This is a genomic window from Arthrobacter sp. efr-133-TYG-104 (genome assembly GCF_030208915.1).
Classification (GTDB): domain Bacteria; phylum Actinomycetota; class Actinomycetes; order Actinomycetales; family Micrococcaceae; genus Arthrobacter.
The window spans coordinates 181968-200018 of the sequence record NZ_JARVTA010000008.1 but is presented as its reverse complement, the minus strand read 5'-3'; the positions used below and the strand labels follow the sequence as shown (position 1 = coordinate 200018).

Annotated in this window: 17 protein-coding genes; 12 read left to right on the top strand and 5 right to left on the bottom strand. The window is 63.6% G+C overall.

Going from position 1 to position 18051, the window contains the following annotated elements; genetic code table 11:
• Positions 1 to 63: 63 nt before the first annotated feature.
• The gene (locus QRN04_RS08515) at positions 64 to 1248 is read left to right on the top strand and encodes a MarP family serine protease (RefSeq protein WP_284975579.1); all 1185 of its coding nucleotides are present in this window, start codon (positions 64 to 66) and stop codon (positions 1246 to 1248) included.
• A gap of 28 nt (positions 1249 to 1276) precedes the next feature.
• A complete protein-coding gene (aroQ, locus tag QRN04_RS08510; protein ID WP_284975578.1) occupies positions 1277 to 1741 on the top strand; it encodes a type II 3-dehydroquinate dehydratase in 465 nt (154 codons plus the stop codon).
• Here aroQ and QRN04_RS08505 read toward each other — a convergent pair.
• Both QRN04_RS08505 and acs read right to left on the bottom strand, forming a co-directional pair.
• On the bottom strand, positions 1720 to 2547 hold the full coding sequence (locus QRN04_RS08505) for a DeoR/GlpR family DNA-binding transcription regulator (protein ID WP_284975603.1): 828 nt from the start codon (positions 2545 to 2547) through the stop codon (positions 1720 to 1722). The genes aroQ and QRN04_RS08505 overlap by 22 nt on opposite strands.
• 140 nt (positions 2548 to 2687) lie before the next feature.
• A complete protein-coding gene (gene acs, locus QRN04_RS08500) occupies positions 2688 to 4742 on the bottom strand; it encodes an acetate--CoA ligase (RefSeq protein ID WP_284975577.1) in 2055 nt (684 codons plus the stop codon).
• Positions 4743 to 5132: 390 nt separating this feature from the next.
• Here acs and QRN04_RS08495 point away from each other — a divergent pair, with 390 nt between their 5' ends.
• From QRN04_RS08495 to QRN04_RS08485, 3 genes are read left to right on the top strand one after another with little or no spacing between them, the layout of a single operon-like run.
• The gene (locus QRN04_RS08495) at positions 5133 to 6305 is read left to right on the top strand and encodes a hypothetical protein (protein WP_284975576.1); all 1173 of its coding nucleotides are present in this window, start codon (positions 5133 to 5135) and stop codon (positions 6303 to 6305) included.
• Between the two features lie 10 nt (positions 6306 to 6315).
• Positions 6316 to 7110 carry an endonuclease III gene (nth, locus tag QRN04_RS08490; protein WP_284975575.1) on the top strand — a complete coding sequence of 265 codons (795 nt, stop codon included), beginning with the start codon at positions 6316 to 6318 and terminating at the stop codon, positions 7108 to 7110.
• A complete protein-coding gene (locus QRN04_RS08485) occupies positions 7107 to 7784 on the top strand; it encodes an NUDIX hydrolase (RefSeq protein WP_284975574.1) in 678 nt (225 codons plus the stop codon). Before nth ends, QRN04_RS08485 begins: the two co-directional genes overlap by 4 nt.
• A gap of 8 nt (positions 7785 to 7792) precedes the next feature.
• Here QRN04_RS08485 and QRN04_RS08480 read toward each other — a convergent pair whose 3' ends face one another.
• Positions 7793 to 9481: a bifunctional 3'-5' exonuclease/DNA polymerase gene (locus tag QRN04_RS08480; protein WP_284975602.1), complete on the bottom strand. Its 1689-nt coding sequence runs from the start codon at positions 9479 to 9481 to the stop codon at positions 7793 to 7795.
• Positions 9482 to 9688: 207 nt separating this feature from the next.
• Here QRN04_RS08480 and ssd point away from each other — a divergent pair, with 207 nt between their 5' ends.
• From ssd to QRN04_RS08445, 7 genes are all read left to right on the top strand, one after another.
• On the top strand, positions 9689 to 10807 hold the full coding sequence (gene ssd / locus QRN04_RS08475) for a septum site-determining protein Ssd (RefSeq protein ID WP_284975573.1): 1119 nt from the start codon (positions 9689 to 9691) through the stop codon (positions 10805 to 10807).
• 74 nt (positions 10808 to 10881) lie between these two features.
• Positions 10882 to 12126 carry a TadA family conjugal transfer-associated ATPase gene (locus tag QRN04_RS08470; protein WP_284975572.1) on the top strand — a complete coding sequence of 415 codons (1245 nt, stop codon included), beginning with the start codon at positions 10882 to 10884 and terminating at the stop codon, positions 12124 to 12126.
• A gap of 257 nt (positions 12127 to 12383) precedes the next feature.
• Positions 12384 to 12911, top strand: a complete 528-nt coding sequence (locus QRN04_RS08465; RefSeq protein ID WP_350224925.1) for a hypothetical protein — start codon at positions 12384 to 12386, stop codon at positions 12909 to 12911.
• Positions 12908 to 13537, top strand: coding sequence for a type II secretion system F family protein (locus QRN04_RS08460; RefSeq protein ID WP_284975570.1), 630 nt, complete (start codon positions 12908 to 12910; stop codon positions 13535 to 13537). Before QRN04_RS08465 ends, QRN04_RS08460 begins: the two co-directional genes overlap by 4 nt.
• Positions 13538 to 13719: 182 nt before the next feature.
• Positions 13720 to 14034 carry a DUF4244 domain-containing protein gene (locus tag QRN04_RS08455; protein WP_284975569.1) on the top strand — a complete coding sequence of 105 codons (315 nt, stop codon included), beginning with the start codon at positions 13720 to 13722 and terminating at the stop codon, positions 14032 to 14034.
• The gene (locus QRN04_RS08450; RefSeq protein ID WP_284975568.1) at positions 14031 to 14468 is read left to right on the top strand and encodes a TadE family protein; all 438 of its coding nucleotides are present in this window, start codon (positions 14031 to 14033) and stop codon (positions 14466 to 14468) included. The genes QRN04_RS08455 and QRN04_RS08450 overlap by 4 nt, the downstream gene beginning before the upstream one ends.
• Entirely contained in the window at positions 14465 to 14839 is a 375-nt protein-coding gene (locus tag QRN04_RS08445) for an Rv3654c family TadE-like protein (RefSeq protein ID WP_284975567.1), read from the top strand. The genes QRN04_RS08450 and QRN04_RS08445 overlap by 4 nt, the downstream gene beginning before the upstream one ends.
• Before the next feature lie 17 nt (positions 14840 to 14856).
• Here QRN04_RS08445 and QRN04_RS08440 read toward each other — a convergent pair whose 3' ends face one another.
• Both QRN04_RS08440 and QRN04_RS08435 read right to left on the bottom strand, forming a co-directional pair.
• Complete coding sequence (locus QRN04_RS08440; protein WP_284975566.1) at positions 14857 to 17199, bottom strand: DEAD/DEAH box helicase; 2343 nt, start codon at positions 17197 to 17199, stop codon at positions 14857 to 14859.
• Between the two features lie 84 nt (positions 17200 to 17283).
• Complete coding sequence (locus QRN04_RS08435) at positions 17284 to 17979, bottom strand: GNAT family N-acetyltransferase (RefSeq protein ID WP_284975565.1); 696 nt, start codon at positions 17977 to 17979, stop codon at positions 17284 to 17286.
• Between the last annotated feature and the right edge of the window lie 72 nt (positions 17980 to 18051).

Below are 18051 nucleotides of genomic sequence, written 5' to 3'. Positions count from 1 at the left end.
CCTGGCGGTTGCTTGTCAGGGTGCCCAACTACAATTGGCGCAACGCGGCATAGAGGAGCATTGGTGTTTGGGTTGACGATATTGGATTTGGCTCTGATCTTGATGCTGCTGTCCTACCTGATTTACGGGCTGCGCAATGGCTTCGTTGTCACCTTGGGCGGGATTGCGGGCTTCGTGGTGGGTGCCATTGCGGCCTTCGTCGCAGTTCCGCTCGTCAGTGGCTGGGTGACCGACAGCGGCTGGAGGCTTGCCGCCACGGTGGGGGCCGCCGTCGTGCTGATCGCTTTGGGCCATGGGTTGGGCACCATGATTGGCCGCAGAGTCCGCCATGCCGTGCGGATCAAGCCCCTGCACACGGTGGACCGGTTGATCGGTGGAGTGGTCAGCGTGGTGGTTGCAGCGTTGGTGATGTCCATGCTGGCTTTCAGCATCAGCTCGCTGGGTGTTCCGTTCGTTTCACAGCAACTGGCTGAATCGCGGGTGATCCGCTACATCGATTCAGTGACGCCCACCCCCGTCAAGAGCACCATGGCGCAGTTGCGCTCCACGGTCATCGGCGATGGCATACCCCAGCTCTTTGAGGGCATCAGCCCCTCAGCTCCCGTCCAAGTGCCCAATGAATCCACCGACACCCCGGCGCTGAACCAAGCCGCGAAGTCGGTCCTCAAAATCACGGGGACGGCGTTCGAATGCGGCCAAAACCAGACCGGATCCGGATTCGTTGTTTCCCCCGGGCGCGTCGTTACCAATGCGCACGTCGTCGCGGGCGTGTCGCAGCCGGTTGTTGAGATTCCCGACGGCGGTGCGTTGCCGGGCAGCGTGGTGTATTTCGATCCGCAGCGGGACCTCGCAGTCCTTGCAGTGAACGGGCTGGCCTCATCTCCGCTGCCCCTCAGTTCTGACTTACCGGACGGCAGCAACGCGGCCTTCGCCGGCTATCCGCACGGCGGTCCGTTCCAATCAAAACCGGCCACCGTCCAAGGAATTTCACCGGTCCTGGTCCCCGATATCTATGGAAACAACCCGTCGTTGGAGTCCGTCTACAAGCTGGCGGGCGATGTCCAGCCGGGCAATTCGGGTGGCCCCCTCCTGACAGCCCAAGGCCAAGTGGCGGGGTTGGTTTTTGCCAAGACCACCACCAACGCAGCCTTGGGTTTCGCGCTGACGATGTCGGACCTGGAACCGGTTGCGGAAAAGGCGGCCGGGCTCAGCAGCCCGGTATCGGCTGGCCAGTGCACCCGGAAGTAAATTCCCTGCACCGTATAGATTGGGAGTCATGACTGAAGCCACCCCCGCCTCTGAAGCCGGTCGCGGTACCATCCTCGTGATCAACGGACCCAACCTGAACCTTCTCGGCAACCGTGAGCCCGAGAAGTACGGCACCTCCACCTTGGCCGACGTCGAGCAGCTTGCCATGGCGGCCGCCACTTCCCATGGGTTCACCGTGGATTGCGTTCAGTCCAACCACGAAGGTGACCTTCTGGACGCCATCCACGCGGCGCGGGGGACCGCCGTCGGAATCGTGATCAACGCCGGGGCCTTCACCCACACCTCGGTGGCCCTGCGTGATGCGCTGGCGGCAGTGCAGTTGCCCGCGGTCGAGGTCCACATCACCAACGTGCACCAGCGCGAAGAGTTCCGCCACCACTCCTACTTGTCGGGGGTCTGCAGCGCGATCATCGTCGGAGCGGGCGTGCTGGGATACAAGCTCGCCATCGATTACTTGGCGGAAACGGCCTGACGCCCATCTGGCGGCGACGGCTTTCCCGCAATCGTCAGCTTGGCAACGTTCTCAGCCAGCACCCGCCGGGCGTCCTCGCCAAGCAATGAATCCGTGATGAGCTCGTCTGCCTCCTCCAGCTGCGCGATCGAAGCAATCCCGGTCACGCCCCACTTGCTGTGGTCGGCCAGGACGATGGTGCTCCGGGCGGACGCCATGAAGGCGCGATCGGTTTCGGCCTCCAAAAGGTTCGGGGTGGTGAAACCGGCCTGGGTGTCCATGCCGTGAACCCCCAGGAATAAGGCGTCCAAATGGAGCTGCTTCAACGCGGACGTAGCAATAGGTCCAACTAAGGCATCCGACGGCGTTCGCTCACCGCCGATCAGGATGACCGTGGATCCGAAACGGCCCGCGCCCGACGACGCGCCGTGGTGGAAGAGGTCGGCGATCCGCACGGAGTTGGTTACCACGGTGATGCGTGGACCGTGGACCAGTTCCTTGGCCAAGGCCCATGTGGTGGTGCCGGCGCCCAGGCCAATGGCCATGCCTTGCTGCACTATCCGGGCGGCCTCAACCGCGATCGCGTGCTTTTCCTCGGTCAGCTGAGTCGATTTGAGCTCGAAGCCGGGCTCGTGGGTGCTTGAATCGCCAGGCAGCTTGGCGCCACCGTGGATGCGCTCCACACGCCCGGAGTCCTCCAAGGCCTCGATGTCCCGGCGCACCGTCATGGCGGAGACACCCAGCATCTGCGCCAAGTCCGAGACCCGGACCACGCGTTCGCGTTGGACGGCGTCGATGATGGCCGAGTGGCGGGCTGCTTGGAGCATCAGGGCCTTTCTGGGCGGTTCGTCAAACACTTGCTTGACTCTGGCATCAGTCTAGGACCGAACGCACGACGACGCCGCTCACCACGGTGGCGAGCGGCGTCGTCGTCGAGCGTTCTTGGCTTGGCGGAAAGCGCCGGACGCTACTTGCGGAGCGATTCGGCGATCTGGGTCATGATGCCGGGGTCTGCCAACGTGGTGGCGTCGCCGGTGTCGCGGCCTTCTGCGATGTCCTTGAGGAGGCGTCGGACGATCTTTCCGGAGCGTGTTTTAGGCAGTTCGGGCACGATCAGCAGTTGCTTGGGCTTGGCGATCGGACCGATTTCCTTGCCTACGTGGTTGCGCAGTTCCAAGACGGTTTCGTCGCCTCTGTTCACGGCGTCACCGCGGAGGATGACGAAGGCGACGATGGCCTGCCCGGTGGTGTCGTCGGCGGCGCCCACAACGGCGGCCTCTGCAACGGACGGGTGCGAGACCAGCGCGGATTCGATTTCGGTGGTGGACAGGCGGTGCCCGGATACGTTCATCACGTCATCCACACGCCCCAGCAGCCAGACGTCGCCGTCGTCGTCCTTCTTGGCCCCGTCGCCTGCGAAGTACATGGCCTCGAAGCGCGACCAGTAGGTGTCCTTGAAGCGCTCGGGGTCGCCCCAAATACCGCGGAGCATGGAGGGCCACGGTTCGCGGACCACCAAGTAGCCGCCTTCACCGTTGGCCACCGACTCGCCGGCTTCGTCCACCACGTCCACGGCGATTCCGGGCAGCGGCACCTGCGCGGAGCCGGGCTTGGTGGCCGTGATGCCGGGCAGCGGCGCGATCATTTGTGCACCTGTTTCGGTCTGCCACCAGGTGTCCACGATCGGGGCAGGGTTTTCCTTGCGTTCGCCGTTCTTGCCGGCGTTGCCGCCGATGACCTCCCGGTACCACATCCACGCCTCGGGGTTGATGGGTTCGCCCACGGATCCCAGAACGCGGATGGAAGAGAGATCGTACTTGGCGGGGATTTCCCGGCCCCACTTCATGAACGTCCGGATCGCGGTGGGGGCGGTGTAGAGGATGGAAACCTTGTACTTCTCCACGATTTCCCACCAGCGGCCCTGGTGCGGGGAGTCCGGGGTTCCCTCGTACATGACTTGGGTGGCGCCGTTGATGAGCGGTGCGTAGGTGACGTAGGAGTGCCCGGTGACCCAGCCGACGTCGGCCGTGCACCAGTACACGTCCGTTTCCGGGTGGAGATCGAACACCGCCTTGTGGGTGAATGCGGCCTGGGTGAGGTAGCCGCCGGTGGTGTGCAGGATGCCCTTGGGCTTGCCGGTGGTGCCGGAGGTGTACAGGATGAAGAGCGGGTGCTCGGAATCATGCCCGACGGCGGTGTGTTCGCTCGACGCCTTTCCCACAGTGTCGTCCCACCACAGGTCACGGCCTTCCACCCAGTTGACGTCCTCGCCGTTGCGCTTGACCACCACCACGTGGTTCACAGAGTGTGCGCCGGTGTTTTCCATGGAGGACAACGCCTCGTCCACGGCCGGCTTCAGGGCGCTGGGCTTGCCGCGGCGGTACGTGCCGTCCGCGGTGACTACGAGTTTGGCTTCGGCATCCTCGATGCGGGAACGCAGGGCGTCCGCGGAGAAACCGCCGAACACCACTGAGTGCACAGCGCCGATCCTGGCGCAGGCAAGCAGGGTGATGACTGCCTCGGGAATCATCGGCAGGTACACGGCCACGCGGTCGCCCTTTGCGACTCCGAGGGCTTCGAAGGCGTTGGCGGCCTTCTTAACTTCTTCGGTGAGCTCCGCGTATGTGTACGTGCGTGTATCTCCGGGTTCGCCCTCAAAGTAGATCGCTACCCGGTCACCGAGGCCGTTCTCGACGTGACGGTCCAGCGCGTTGTAGGCCGCATTGACCTCACCACCGACGAACCACTTGGCAAAGGGCGGATTGGACCAATCCAGGGTTTCAGTGAAGTCCTTGTCCCAGCTCAGCAGCTCACGGGCCTGCTTGGCCCAAAACGCCGGGCGGTCGGCGTCTGCTTCTGCGTAAACCCCTGCCGAGACCACCGCGTTCGCTGCGAACTCAGCCGACGGCGCGAAGTGGCGGTTTTCGTGGAGGAGGTTTTCGAAGGCATCGACGTGGGGGGCTTGGCCTTGAGCGGTTGAAGCTGCAGCGGTGGCCGTGGATCCGGTGGTGTCCTGAGACATGGTGAACCTCATCATTCATCGATCTTTGCTGCCACGGACGCTGCCCTGCGCCCGCACCCGGGCCGGCGTCCGGCGTCGTGCGGTCAGAGGACGTTCCGTAGTGCTCTGTCCGCCATCAACACTATCGCTTTGGGGGACATCGCACGTGTGCGTCGTCACAAAGGGGGGGGGCGAAGTCGGAGTGTCCTTCCGCGAAGCCGGTCTGTGTGCCAGCTTGGAGTTTGCTGTGGGCGAGGCCATCGAAGGGGTTTGCGCTGGAACAGTGTCTGAGGGGTGGCATAGGCTGAAGTGGTCTTGGGACTCATCAGAGGAGTGTCCTGTCCGCCCGCGCAATTCGGCGGGATTACCGGACCCGACTGTCCAAGGCGTCGCCGTACGAAGGAGAAATACATGACCCAGCTGAGCCCTGACCCGAACGACTCACAGCCGACGGGACCGGACACCACGGCTGGCGCGCCCCATTCCACGGCGGGTAGCGGACAGAAGTACGACGCCGTTGTGGGCCCCTTCACCGTCCGCGACCTGACGGTTTTTGGTTCCACCCTCCTGATGTTTGTCGCGTCGTTGCTGCCTATGTTCGCGGGTGTCTACAACCTCTGGAACGTGGGCAACCTCTTCTTCTTGCTGCTGGGAATCATCCTGCCGTTAGTGGTGGTGGCCCTCTTTGTGGCACGTCGGCTGCGCCCCAGCGTGCACCTGCGGATCGGTTCGCTCTCGATCGACCAATTTGCCTCGGTCACGGCGTCTTTCGCGGTTCCGTTGTTCTTCCTGACCATCGCCAATTCCTATAACACCGGCGTCCTGGTGGGCCTGGTGGGTTCCGTCGGCTTGCTCGTCGCTACCGTGCTGGCTCCCCACCTGCCCTTGCTTTCCACCGATTTCAAGGCACGTGTGGAAGTACCTGCGCACATCGTGGCCCGCGAAGCCGCCATACCGAGCCGAAAGCCGGTAGCGCCGCGTCCGCCGAAAGCACCCAAGACACCGAAACCCGCCGCCGCGCCTGTGTCATCCGTGCCCGCCCAGACCGTTGTTTCGCCCGCCGCGCCTGTGTCATCCGTGCCCGTCTCATCCGCGCCTGCGGCGGCCGGTGTTTCAGGAACGGCAGGAGGCGGAGCCAGCCCAACGTCGGCCGCTCCCGGCGTTACTTCTGGGGCGTCGCCGGCGCCCGCTTCAGGTCAGGCGGCACCGCCGCAGCCCGTGGGTCCGCAGCCTGTAGTTCCACAGACCACAGTTGCCCAGGCGCCCGGTGAGCGTCCTTGGGCGGCCACCATGGCGACTCCCATCGTGTCGGGCAGCACCGCCGCCGTGGCGGATTCCATCGGCGCCACCGTTGATCCCGCCAACCGCCCGGATGAGTCCGCTCCGGTGGCTTACGAGGCGTTTTGGTTCGCTGTTGCCCAACCACGCACGGCCTACGATGAGCGTTCCGGTGCGCCCGCATTCACCATCGACCCAGGAGGTTGGGTGCTCGCCTTGGAGGACCGCGGCCATGAATTCCTGGTCCAGGACACCGACGGCAAGGTTGGAGTTCTTCGCGAACTCAGCAACATCGAGCGCGGTTAGCAGGGACGCCATGGCCGCTGCCCAAGCTGGTTCGATGCTCGCCCTCAAGCGCCGGGCCCGCAAGATCAACAGGGTTCTTGCGGACAAGTACCCATACGCGCATGCGGAGCTGGATTTCAGGAATCCGTTTGAGCTGGTTGTAGCCACTGTCCTCTCGGCACAGACCACGGACGTGTTGGTCAATCAGGTCACAAAAATCCTGTTCGCCCGATACCCCGATGCGCGCGCCTTGGCTGAGGCAGACACGGCGGAGTTGGAAGCAATCCTCCAGCCCACGGGTTTCTTCCGCGCCAAGGCCCGCAATGTTCTGGCGCTGAGCAACCGTTTGGTCGATGAGTTCGACGGCGAGGTCCCGGGTCGTCTGGAAGATCTGGTGACGCTTCCCGGCGTCGGGCGCAAGACCGCCAATGTGGTGCTGGGTAACGCGTTCGGCGTGCCGGGAATTACCGTGGATACCCACTTTGGCCGTTTGGCCCGTCGATTCGGTTGGACCGAATCCGATGATCCCGTGAAGATCGAATTCGACGTCGCCGAGCTTTTCGAGGCCAGGGACTGGACCATGCTTTCCCATCGCGTGGTGTTTCATGGGCGCAGGGTCTGCCACGCCCGGAAGCCAGCGTGCGGGGCCTGCCCGGTAGCAAGCCTCTGTCCCAGCTACGGGGATGGTGAAACGGATCCTGTGAAGGCAGCCAAGCTCTTGAAGTACGAGCTCGCGCCCGGCAACGAGGCATTGCTTGAGAAGTTTTTGGCGGAAACCCATCGTGCTGCGGATATTCGGATGGAAGCACAAAGGAGGCCCGAGTGAGCGCCCTTGAGGACCTGGCCGGACTCGTGACGCGCTTCGAGCTGGGCGAAGACCATGTCTCCTCCCACTGGGCGCAACTGGCAGTCAGCCCGGAGACCACTCGGCCTGCCGCGGTCTTGATGCTTTTCGGCATGCTGGACGGCGCTTCAGCTGATCTGCGCCGAGCGATTGCGCCCACGGATCTTGACGTACTTTTGCTGGAGCGCGCCCACACCTTGGGTGAGCATCCCGGCCAAGTGGCGTTCCCGGGAGGGAGTGTGGATCCGGGCGATGAATCGGTGGTCCACGCCGCCCTTCGTGAAGCGGTCGAGGAGACCGGCCTCGATGCCAGTGGCGTGAGGGTGTTGGGTGTGATCCCTGAACTGGGGCTCATCCGCAGCAATTTCCGGGTCACTCCGGTGTTGGCGTGGTGGGACTCGCCCTCACCTGTTCGCGTTGTGGATTACGCCGAATCCGCCCAGGTGTTCCGCGTGCCCGTGCGGGACCTGCTCGATCCTGCCAACAGGGTCACAGCAACCATTTCGCGGTTCGGGCGGACTTTCAGCAGCCCGGCATTCACCATCAATGGCCTCCTGGTGTGGGGTTTCACTGGGATGGTGCTCAGCGGACTATTCGAGGAACTTGGATGGACCGTTCCGTGGGATAAGGACCGAACGCACGAGATCTCCCTGTAGCTGGGAGGCTACTTAGCCTTGTCATAAGAGTCGACGACGGCGATGCTCACCGGAAACTCGACCGGAATTGGGCCGAACATGAGCTCCTTGGCTGCGACGGCGGCCTCCTCGATCGCGCTGATGCAGGCGTCCACCGTGTCCTCCCTGGCGTGCACCATGACTTCGTCGTGCAGGAAGAAGACGAGCTCGGCAGGGCGGCCGTCGGCACGCAGGGCGCGCAGCCGCCGTCGTAATTCTGCCAACCAGCACGCTGCCCATTCGGCGGCCGAGCCTTGGACTACGAAGTTTCGCGTGAATCTTCCGCGGGAGCGCGCGAGGTTGTCGGCGCGTCGTTGCTCCTCCGCTGTGGTGGATTGCTGGCTGAGGAACCAACCGTTCGACGGCACCGGGCTGCTCCGCCCGAGACGCGTGGTGACAGTCCGCCCAGCTTCGCCCTCCCGCGCCGCCTGCTCGACGAAACCCACGGCCCGGGGATAAGTGCGCGTCAGCTGTGGCATGAGCCTGCCGGACTCGCCAGTAGTCGCGCCGTAGATGGCACCGAGGAGTGCCACCTTTGCCTTCGCCCTGTCGCCACCAAAGCCTTGAGCGGCGATGCCGGCATAGAGATCCTTGTCCCGCGCAGCTTCGGCCATTTTGGTGTCTTGGGCCAAAGCCACCAGCACGCGCGGTTCGAGCTGCGAGGCATCGGCAACGATGAGTTTATGGCCCGGATCGGCCCGCACCGCCGACCTGATGTTGCGCGGAATCTGGAGGGCCCCGCCGCCGCGGGAGGCCCAGCGGCCAGAGACGACGCCGCCCACCACGTACTCGGGGTGGAAGCGCCCGTCGTGCACCCAGGCGTCCAGCCACGCCCACCCGTTTGCTGTGTGCAGGCGGGAGAGCTTCTTGTAGGCCAGCAGCGGGGCGATGGCAGGATGGTTCGATTCCTGGAGCTCCCATTTCCGGGTGCTCTTAACCTCGATGCCGTTCCGATGCAGCGCCCGCATGAGCTCCTGGGGCGAGTCCGGGTTCAGCGCCGGGGAGTTCAGGATGATCCGCAACTCCCTGCACAGTTCCTCCAGGGCCGGTGGCCTGTGGCCGGGATGCGGACGTTCCCCGAGGACGTCCGCAAGTATCTGTCGGTGCGCGTCCTCATGCCACGGGACGCCGGTGTGTTGCATTTCGACGGCGATCATACCGCCCGCCGATTCTGCTGCGAGCAGTAGCTGCAGGCGTTGACGGCGTTGGCCTTCCGTTGTCACGTGTGCCACCGCGCGCTGCTGGGCCGCGAACTCTTCCTTCAGTTCCGCTAATCCGAGGGTTGGGAGGGAAGGGGTGATTTCCTCAAAGAGGGCTCCCTGCTCTGACGGGACGGGAGGTGGTTGCAAGGCCCGTGCGGGAACAATATCCTCGTCGAACCTCGCATGCGCGGCCTGGCGTGGATAGTCGGTATGGGCAGTGAATTCCGAGTTCGCCAGGATGGCTCGGCAGAGGGCCAGGTCGTGGCAGCGCTCGAGCTCAACGCCCTCGGCCACAAGCACGGGGTACCAGTCCTGCGCCCGATGCCAGACCCAGCGCGGACGTTGGGTCTCATATTCACGTACGACGCCGGCCAACTCACCCCGCGTGACCACGCGAGCGTCATTCGTGGCTGTCCCGGCGGGGGAGATCCTTTGTATGGCTGCCCCTTCAGGGTGGGGAGCGAGCAGCAGATACATGGGTTCCATTCTGCCTTGTTGATGGGGGGTGTTTTGGCCCGAGACCAGGCAGCAGGGCGAGCCAGCGGGGACCACCCGGTGGATCGCCCGGCGGTGCCGCGGCGGGGGACGGACCACCTTCCCTCAACAAGAGCCCGAACACGCTATTTATGCACATAGCGCCAGCCGGAACTTACCAACATCCGTGGGCTTGGACAGAGTAGCTGCATGAGCAGGCGAGAACTTCGGCACTTCCCATCCGGCAACCACCCCGCAACAGAGGACACGGCCGGGTCATGGCCGCCGCCTGGCAACGCGGAGATACTCCTGGTCACTGCTGACCCGTATCTGCGGGGAGAGGTTGAACGTGTTGTGGCGGCCGCTGGTGGGAGCCTGCGAACAGCACCCGACGTGGCAGCTGCCATGCGCGAATGGGATAACGCTGATGTCGTGTTGGTGGGCAGCGACATCCGCGAGATTCCCCCACGACGCCAGGCACCGGCCGCGCTGATTGGCAGGGCCTCGGAGGGGGACGGGCTTTGGCGGCTGGCCACCGCTTTGGGAGCTGAAAGAGTTGCTGTTCTCCCCGAAGCTGCTACGTGGCTGGCGGAGCACCTCAGCATGTCTGGCGCCCCCGAACCCGGAGGGGAGGTCCTCGGACTTATTGGCGGTAGCGGCGGGGTGGGAGCGACCACGGCTGCAATCTGGCTGGCCCAGGGTGCCGCTGGAGAAGGAATCAGCACGTTGCTGATCGACGGAGACCCATGGGGCGGAGGTATTGAGTTAGCAATTACCACGGAAGACGTTCCCGGCCTCCGGTGGCCGGACTTCTTTGAAACGCGGGGGAGCCTCGATCCCACCCAGTTCCGGGATTCGCTGCCGGTCTCCGGAGGATTCGCCTACTTGTCATGGCCGGGAAAGCGCGAAGCCGTTACCACCGCTGATGCCAGCGCAGTGGCCGCCGTCCTTGATGCTGCCAGGAGAAGTTTCGAACTGATCCTCGTGGATGTAGGACGCAGCGGAGAGGGGCTGATGGCGCTCGCATGGGAATGCGACAGGATGCTGATTCTGTCCACACCCCAGCTCAAATCCGCAGTTGCCACGGCCCGCCTCCTGAGCGATCTTCCGCCGGTCGATACCGGGCTGATTGTCCGTGGCTCTGGCACTTCGGCCGTGGACGCCCCGCTGATAGCGGAATCCCTGGGGCTACCGCTGTCGGGGCTCCTGCCCGAGGTACGGGGCGTCGCGGCCGGAACAGAGCAGGGCCGCCTCTTGGAGTTGGGTCGGCGTAAACAGGTGAATCGGTTTGTTCAGGACGTACTTGAATTGAAGGGTACAAAGCAGTGAATCCCACAGTGAATCCGCGGCGTGCGGGCCGGGCACTCCCTGAACCAAGTGACTGGCGAAGGGGTGCGGAGAGGGTGGATCGTCGCCTACCGGGCAGCCGGATTGATGCAGGCCTACTTGAGACAGTCCGGGAGTCGATCCTCGCTGGCGCTGGACCTGTGACGCCATCCGTGGTCGCCGCCGCGGTCCAAGCCAGCGGCAGATTGCTGGGAACGGCCGGCGCCTTGGAAGCTGCGGAGTCCATCAACGCCGAGTTAAACGGCTTGGGACCCTTGCAGCAGGCCGCCCAAGACCGGTCGGTCACGGACATCTTCGTCAATGGGCCGGACTCTGTGTGGCTGGACCGTGGCCATGGCTTGGAACGGACATCCATCCGCTTTGTCAACGAACACCAGGTCAGGGCTCTTGCTGCCCGCCTGGTCGCCGCAGGTGGACGTCGCTTGGACGATGGCTCCCCTTGCGTGGACGTACGGCTCCCGGGCGGATACCGGGTCCATGCCGTCCTCCCACCCATTTCCACGGCCGGGACATTGCTCTCCGTCCGAATCCGCCGGGAGGAAGTCTTCACTTTGGCCGAATTGCGGGAGTTGGGGATGTTCACGGAGGAAGTTGAAACTGTGCTTCGAGCGATCGTCGACCGTAGGCTCAGCTTCCTGATTTCGGGTGCAACCGGCTCCGGAAAGACCACCTTGCTATCGACGATGCTGGGGTTGAGCCACCCCGCCGAGCGCCTCGTGCTGATCGAAGATGCCGCAGAACTTAACCCCGTCCATCCGCACGTGGTGACGCTTGAGTCCCGCCACGGGAACCTCGAGGGCGGAGGCGCCTTGGATCTCGGAGACCTGGTCCGCCAGGCCTTGCGCATGCGCCCGGACAGGCTGATAGTCGGCGAATGTCGAGGGGCGGAAGTTCGGGAATTGCTGACGGCACTGAACACCGGACACACCGGTGGTGGCGGGACTATCCATGCCAACACTGCTGAAGCGGTCCCGGCGCGGCTGGTCGCCCTTGGGGCACTTGCCGGCCTCAATGCTGAGGCAGTGCGGCTACAAGTGGCCAGTGCCTTGGAGGTGGTGATTCATGTGGATCGGACTCAGTCCGGACGGAAAGTCACGTCGATCGGTGTTCTCGTAGATTCCGCTGGCGGACAAACGGTGGTCGCGGCACTACGATGGGGCTCCCACGGATTCACTCGCGAAGCCGCGTGGGAGGTTCTCGCATCCAGGCTCTCCTTGGATAAGCCTCATGATGCGTTCAATATCCCTCAGGGAACCCCTCGTGGAACCAGTCCGGTACATGGCGAGGGTGCGGCAACGTGACAGCAACAATCATTCTGGTAGCGCTCGCCGCATGGCTGCAGCTACGCCGTCCCCGGATCGACCTCCGACATCTCAGCGCGAGCCGTGGAGTCGACTTCCCAGAACGTGGACGAGCTGCAGGTTTCATCCGGATAGTGCGACGACTCCGTTTCTCGGCAGGCGCGCCGCAGCCCCTGTCCCTGGGGGTTTTGGTTCAACAGTTAGCCGCATTGCTACGGGGTGGGCGTGGATCATCGAGACTTTGGGAGGAACTATGGGTGGTCCACGCTCCCCCTCCGGAAGAGGACCACCACCACATGGATCGCAGCAGGGCCGCGTTGTCCCCGACAGCCTTGAAAGTAGTTTCCGCGGCAAGGGCAGCGGCAACTGTTGGAAGCTCTCCGGCCCAAGCGATCCGCGCAGCTGCAGCCAAGGGTTACACCCAGAGAAGAAGCCCCGAACGAAGAGTTTGGATGGAGCTTGTAGCCTGCCTCGATATCGCCGAAACAAGTGGTTGCCCACTCGCCGCCCTACTGACACGGTTTGCCGCCCAGCTTGAAGCCGAAGAAGATTCCGAAGCAGCCCGTCAAACGGCGCTCGCAGGCCCCAAGGCCACCGTGCGCTTGCTCTCATGGCTACCGGTCGTGGGACTGGTGCTGGGGATGGCCTTGGGAGTGGACCCCCTGGGAATCCTGCTCGGCAACATCTTCGGAGCAGCCACACTTGCAGCAGGGCTTGTGCTGACTGTGGCCGGCCGGGTGTGGTCCACTCGGTTGGTGTCATCTGCAGCCCAAGGGCCGGCATGATGCTTCAGCCCGGGGCGATGGTGGCACTCTTGGCAGTTGCCGCGTTCCTGTGGTTCGCATCGCCGTCGCATGTTCGAAGGCAGTTGATTGCCCGCTCCGGGCGTCCGTCCGCCCGGCAAGGGACGCCCGGTTTGGGCAGTTCCACAGCCCTTCTCGAGTTGGACGTACCCGTGGACGGCGTCAGTGACTTGGACGGCCTCAGTGATGTTGCGATGATGCTGGAACTCGTGGCGTCGATGCTCGACGCCGGCGCGGGTATCGGCCGGGCACTGGAACTGGTGGCCAAGTGCGCTTCGCCCCCGGTCAGCCGCTCGCTACGTCCCGTTGTAGCAGCCCTCGCCATCGGAGCCGACTGGGAGACAGCCTGGCGAACGCCCACTCAGCCAACGCCTGAAGTTTCCCGCCTGAAAGATGCCCTGGCCTTTGCGGCGCTCACAGGGGCACCTTCCGCCTCACTCCTCTATGCGCAGGCGGCAAGGGAACGCCGTGAGCAATTTCGGGCTGCCGAGAAACGGGCTGCGGCGCTTGGCGTGAAGCTAGTGGTTCCTTTGGGCTTGTGCTCCTTGCCTGCCTTTATCTGCCTGGGCATCGTTCCGGTCTTGATTGCCATGCTGCCCCCGGCTTGAGCGGAGAAAGGCGCTCTTACCTTCCCTCCACATCCGACGAATCTCAGCAGTTATCCACTTGCGGAAAGCCGGCTCTGTGCACGATGAGCAGGCAAAGGAAGAGTTGAGCCTGCGAGCCACTGAGAGTCAGTTCGTGAAAACAAAGCCTGAGCTAACCACTGAAAGAACCACGAAAGGAAACCATGAAAATCTCGGCAAAGATCCTATTCGCCACATCGAGGATTCTCTTCGGCCGGATCAGCGGCCGGCGTCCCGCTGCGGGCGGAGGCCGCCGGAGAATCCCTATGCTGACAGCCGTTCGCAGGTTCCTCGGCCCGTGGAGTGCCCCACGTCGGGGCCGCCTGTTGTGCGGCGAAGCGGGCATGGCCACGGCCGAATATGCCATCGCCACCCTCGCGGCAGTTGGATTTGCGGGCCTGTTGGTGGTCATCCTTCGGAGCGAGGAAGTTCGTGGTTTCCTGCTGAACCTGGTTCGCACCGCACTTTCTTTGCCATGATTCCAGTGGTAGCGGCAAGCAGCGGGGACGGTGTGACGCCACGGTTGTGCCAGGTCCGGACGCCGGTCCCGGCACAACAGGTCATTTCGGCCAAGGAGCTCGGCGCGGTCACAGCGGAGTTTGCGGTCGCGTTGCCCGCGGTGGTGTTGCTGTTGTCCTTCCTTTTGGCAGGTGGAGCTGCGGGCATTACGCAACTGCGTCTGGAGGAAGCCGTGAGGGCAGGAGCACGGGCTTCCGCCCGCGGTGACAGCTCCACGGCAGTGGAAGGTACCGTTCGCCGTCTTGCGGGCGAAGGTGCGAATTTAGCGGTAGCCAACGACGCCGGCTGGGTGACGGTCAGAGCCTCGGCGCGGGTGGGAGGTGCATTGGGGCCAATCATCCCGTGGACCTTGACTGCTGCAGCTTCGGCCAAGTCAGAGTCAGGCATCCCATGACGTGTCGGAGAGCCAGGGCGGCCCAGGACCACGGCGATCGCGGTTCGGGAACTGTGCTGGCTTTGGTCCTGGGGATGGTGGTGTTGGCGCTGTTAGCCGGGTTGTTGATGCTTGCCCAAGCAGGGGTGATGACAGCACGGGCGGAGTCTGCTGCCGACCTCGCGGCACTAGCCGCGGCCGATGCTGCCCGTGGGCTCGCACCGGGGGAACCGTGTAGTGTCGCGGCGGATGTCGCTGAGCACGAAGGCGCAAGGCTCTCATCGTGCTCAGTGGCGGGGAAGGAGGTGGTGGACGTGTTGACAGAACTCGCCCAACCACCGATCCCGTGGGGTTCGGCAACTGGACGCGCACGCGCAGGACCTCCGCCCTAGACCTACACGGCCTCGGATCAGCTGGCATCCCGGAGCAGGACATTTAAGAGGGTGATGGCGGCTGCTTTGTCCAGCGGATTGTTCTTGTTCCCGCACTTGGGGGACTGGACGCAGGACGGGCAGCCGGCTTCACACTCGCAGGCTTTAATCGCGTCTTTGGTAGCGGTCAGCCAAGTCTTCGCCTTTTCGAAGCCGCGCTCGGCAAACCCGGCCCCGCCGGGGTGCCCGTCGTAGACAAAGATCGTCGGCACTCCCGTGTCAGCGTGCAAAGCCGTGGAAACACCACCAATGTCCCAACGGTCACTGGACGCGACCAGAGGCAGAAGCCCGATTGCGGCGTGCTCGGCAGCGTGCAGCGCCCCGGGGAACTGTGCCTCCACAAGGCCCGCAGCGTGCAGGGAACGGTTCTCCACCACGAACCAGACCGCTTTCGTGAAGAGGTCACGGGCGCCAAGATCCAAGGGCTCTTCACCCAGGATCTCATTGGAAATGAGGGCTTTGCGTTGAAAGGAAACCACTTGCGTCGTCACTTTGACATCACCGAAATGCACCGTGATGTCGCCCCACTGTGCCGATCGGGATGTTTCGAGGACCTCTATCTGGGTCACATCCCGTGCCGTGGTGTAGAAGTCGGGATTTACCCGCCTGACCATCACACAGTGGTCTACCTCGTTGAGTTCCTCCACAAGGTAGCTGTCGCCCTGGTGGACGTAGATGGCCCCGGTGTGGGCCTGGTAGTGGGTTTGTGGCGAATCCATCGTCCCCAACAAAGAACCCGTTTCGGCGTCCACGATGCTTACCGGTCCGCCGCCGTCGGCCCTGAGGTTAACCATGCCGGCGGCGCTTTCCGGGTGGGTCCAAAACCATCCAGCCGGGCGCTTCCGCAAGTACCCCTGATCCACGAGGCGATCAAGGAGACCCTCCGCCGACGGACCGAAGAGGCTGAGCTCTGCGTGACCGATGGGCAGCTCGGCCGCAGCGGCACACAGGTGCGGCCCCAAAACATAGGGATTCCCGGGATCGAAAACCGTGGCTTCCACCGAGACGTCAAACACGGCCTCGGGATGGTTTACCAAGTACGTATCCAAGGGATCGTCGCTGGCAACAAAAGCAGCGATGGCATCTTGTCCGGCACGGCCCGCGCGTCCGATCTGTTGGAACAACGAGGCCCGCGTGCCTGGCCAGCCGGCAATCAAGACGGCATCAAGTCCCGAGATGTCGATTCCAAGTTCCAACGCCGAGGTACTGGAGACTCCCAACAACTGCCCGGACCTCAAAGCTTGTTCCAACGCGCGCCGCTCTTCGGGGAGGTAGCCGGAACGGTAAGCGGCCACCCGGCCGGGCAGGCTCGGATCCACCTCGTCCAACAATCTCTTGGTGATGGACGCTATCGATTCCGCACCACGCCTGGACTTGATGAACGCAATGGTCCTCACCCGGGAGGAAACGAGGTTGGCAAGGATATCTGCGGTTTCTGCCACTGCCGTCCTGCGTTGCTTGGCCTCATTCTCGCCCTTGACCTCCGTAAGCGCGGGCTCCCAGAAAGCTACCGTGGTGGACCCGTGCGGCGAGCAGTCCTCCGATACTTCCCGGACCGGTGCGCCGATCAAGCGGCCGAAGGAAACACCGGGCTCCGAGGCCGTAGCCGAGGCTGCGATGAATACGGGCTCAGGGAAGGACGAGCCTGCTCCGTAGTACGCACAGATCCGGCGGAGCCGCCTCATCAAGTTGGCTACGTGGGAGCCGAAGACTCCGCGGTAGCTGTGTGCCTCGTCCACGATCACGTATCGGAGTCGCCGGAAGAACCGTGCCCACCAGGTGTGGTTGGGAAGGATGCCAAAATGCAGCATGTCGGGATTGGCCAAGATGAAATTGGCGTGGTCACGAATCCAGCGCCGGGACGCGGGGTCCGTGTCGCCGTCGTAAGTCTCTGCTCGAACGGTCGGCAACTTCAACGCGCGGATCGCGGCCAATTGGTCCGCCGCCAAGGCTTTCGTAGGGGAGAGATACAGCGTCACAGCACCGTCGTCGTGGATCTTCCCCGGATCGGCGAGCACGCGCAATTCAGACCGGTGTATCGCGTCCAGCGCCGGCAGTTGATACGCGAGGGACTTTCCGGAAGCCGTACCGGTGGCGATAACTACGTGTTGACCGGAATGGGCGAGTTCCGCTGCTTGGATCTGGTGCCGGTAGGGCTCGTGGATGCCCAAGGTCTGGTAGGAACCCACGACGTCGGGGTGGACCCAACCCGGCCAAGGTTCGTTCACGGCCTTCCTGGCCGGAATGGTGTGGACATGGCGCAACTGTTCGGGGTCCGGGGTCCGGCCCAGCAAGGAGATCAGGGAATGAGGTGCAGCCACCGAATCATTCTGTCACTGTGCGGTGGCAACCCGTGCCGACAGCGGCACGCACCCGTTCGCCGGGCGCTCCAGACTCGCTATCGGCTACGCGCCCGAAAGGTCAGAATCCTCATCAGTACCGGCAGACATCATCAGCACGTGGCAAACAACGTCCCAACCCAGGTGGGAGTAGAGCTTTTGGCCGTCCAAGGAGGCGAGGAGGAGCCCGTTTTCGACGTCGTTCGCATACGCCTGTGCTGCGAGCGCCTTCATGATGAAGGTTCCCAGCCCGCGCCGCTGGAATGCAGGCTCGGTGACGATCTTGTCGAAGACTGCGGTTCCATTGACAACGAACACTCGTCCGCTGGCGGCGACTTGCTCACCTGAATGGACCACTGCGTGGTGGACGCCTTTGGCCTCCGAGGTCGCCAGTTGCAGGTCGTCGTCCGGCAGCCAGGGGTCCTCGGCGTCCTGGGTTTGCATGTCCACGATCATCATCGTTTGGGAGGCTGAGGTGACCTTGAGGCCATGAAGTCCGGCCAGGTATTTGTAGCGTTGAACGTCGTTGGTGAGGACGGTCAGTATCCGGTTCTTGGCTTCAGCGGTCGTGGCTGCCAAGGCCGTGAATTCTTCATCGGAAGGATCGTGGGCGAAGTACTCCCAGTCACCGGTTTTGTCGGCCCGCAGTGCCGCAGTGAAGCGTCCCTCCGGGCGTGTTTCGTAACCCCGGCACCCGGACCAGCCGGCCACCCACACTTCCAAGAGGTGCGCAATGTCTTCAACCAAGGCATCTGGATTCATGTAGAGAGACTATGCCAGCGTTCCGGGAATCAACAGAGCGTTGCCATCGGAGTGAGTGTTGCTTATGCAATT

Coding starts and splice junctions, on each gene's coding strand:
- aroQ (WP_284975578.1), top strand. CDS start 1,277: ATGACTGAAGCCACCCCCGCCTCTGAAGCCGGTCGCGGTACCATCCTC.
- QRN04_RS08505 (WP_284975603.1), bottom strand. CDS start 2,547: ATGCTCCAAGCAGCCCGCCACTCGGCCATCATCGACGCCGTCCAACGC.
- acs (WP_284975577.1), bottom strand. CDS start 4,742: ATGTCTCAGGACACCACCGGATCCACGGCCACCGCTGCAGCTTCAACC.
- QRN04_RS08495 (WP_284975576.1), top strand. CDS start 5,133: ATGACCCAGCTGAGCCCTGACCCGAACGACTCACAGCCGACGGGACCG.
- nth (WP_284975575.1), top strand. CDS start 6,316: ATGGCCGCTGCCCAAGCTGGTTCGATGCTCGCCCTCAAGCGCCGGGCC.
- QRN04_RS08480 (WP_284975602.1), bottom strand. CDS start 9,481: ATGTATCTGCTGCTCGCTCCCCACCCTGAAGGGGCAGCCATACAAAGG.
- ssd (WP_284975573.1), top strand. CDS start 9,689: ATGAGCAGGCGAGAACTTCGGCACTTCCCATCCGGCAACCACCCCGCA.
- QRN04_RS08460 (WP_284975570.1), top strand. CDS start 12,908: ATGATGCTTCAGCCCGGGGCGATGGTGGCACTCTTGGCAGTTGCCGCG.
- QRN04_RS08455 (WP_284975569.1), top strand. CDS start 13,720: ATGAAAATCTCGGCAAAGATCCTATTCGCCACATCGAGGATTCTCTTC.
- QRN04_RS08450 (WP_284975568.1), top strand. CDS start 14,031: ATGATTCCAGTGGTAGCGGCAAGCAGCGGGGACGGTGTGACGCCACGG.
- QRN04_RS08445 (WP_284975567.1), top strand. CDS start 14,465: ATGACGTGTCGGAGAGCCAGGGCGGCCCAGGACCACGGCGATCGCGGT.
- QRN04_RS08435 (WP_284975565.1), bottom strand. CDS start 17,979: ATGAATCCAGATGCCTTGGTTGAAGACATTGCGCACCTCTTGGAAGTG.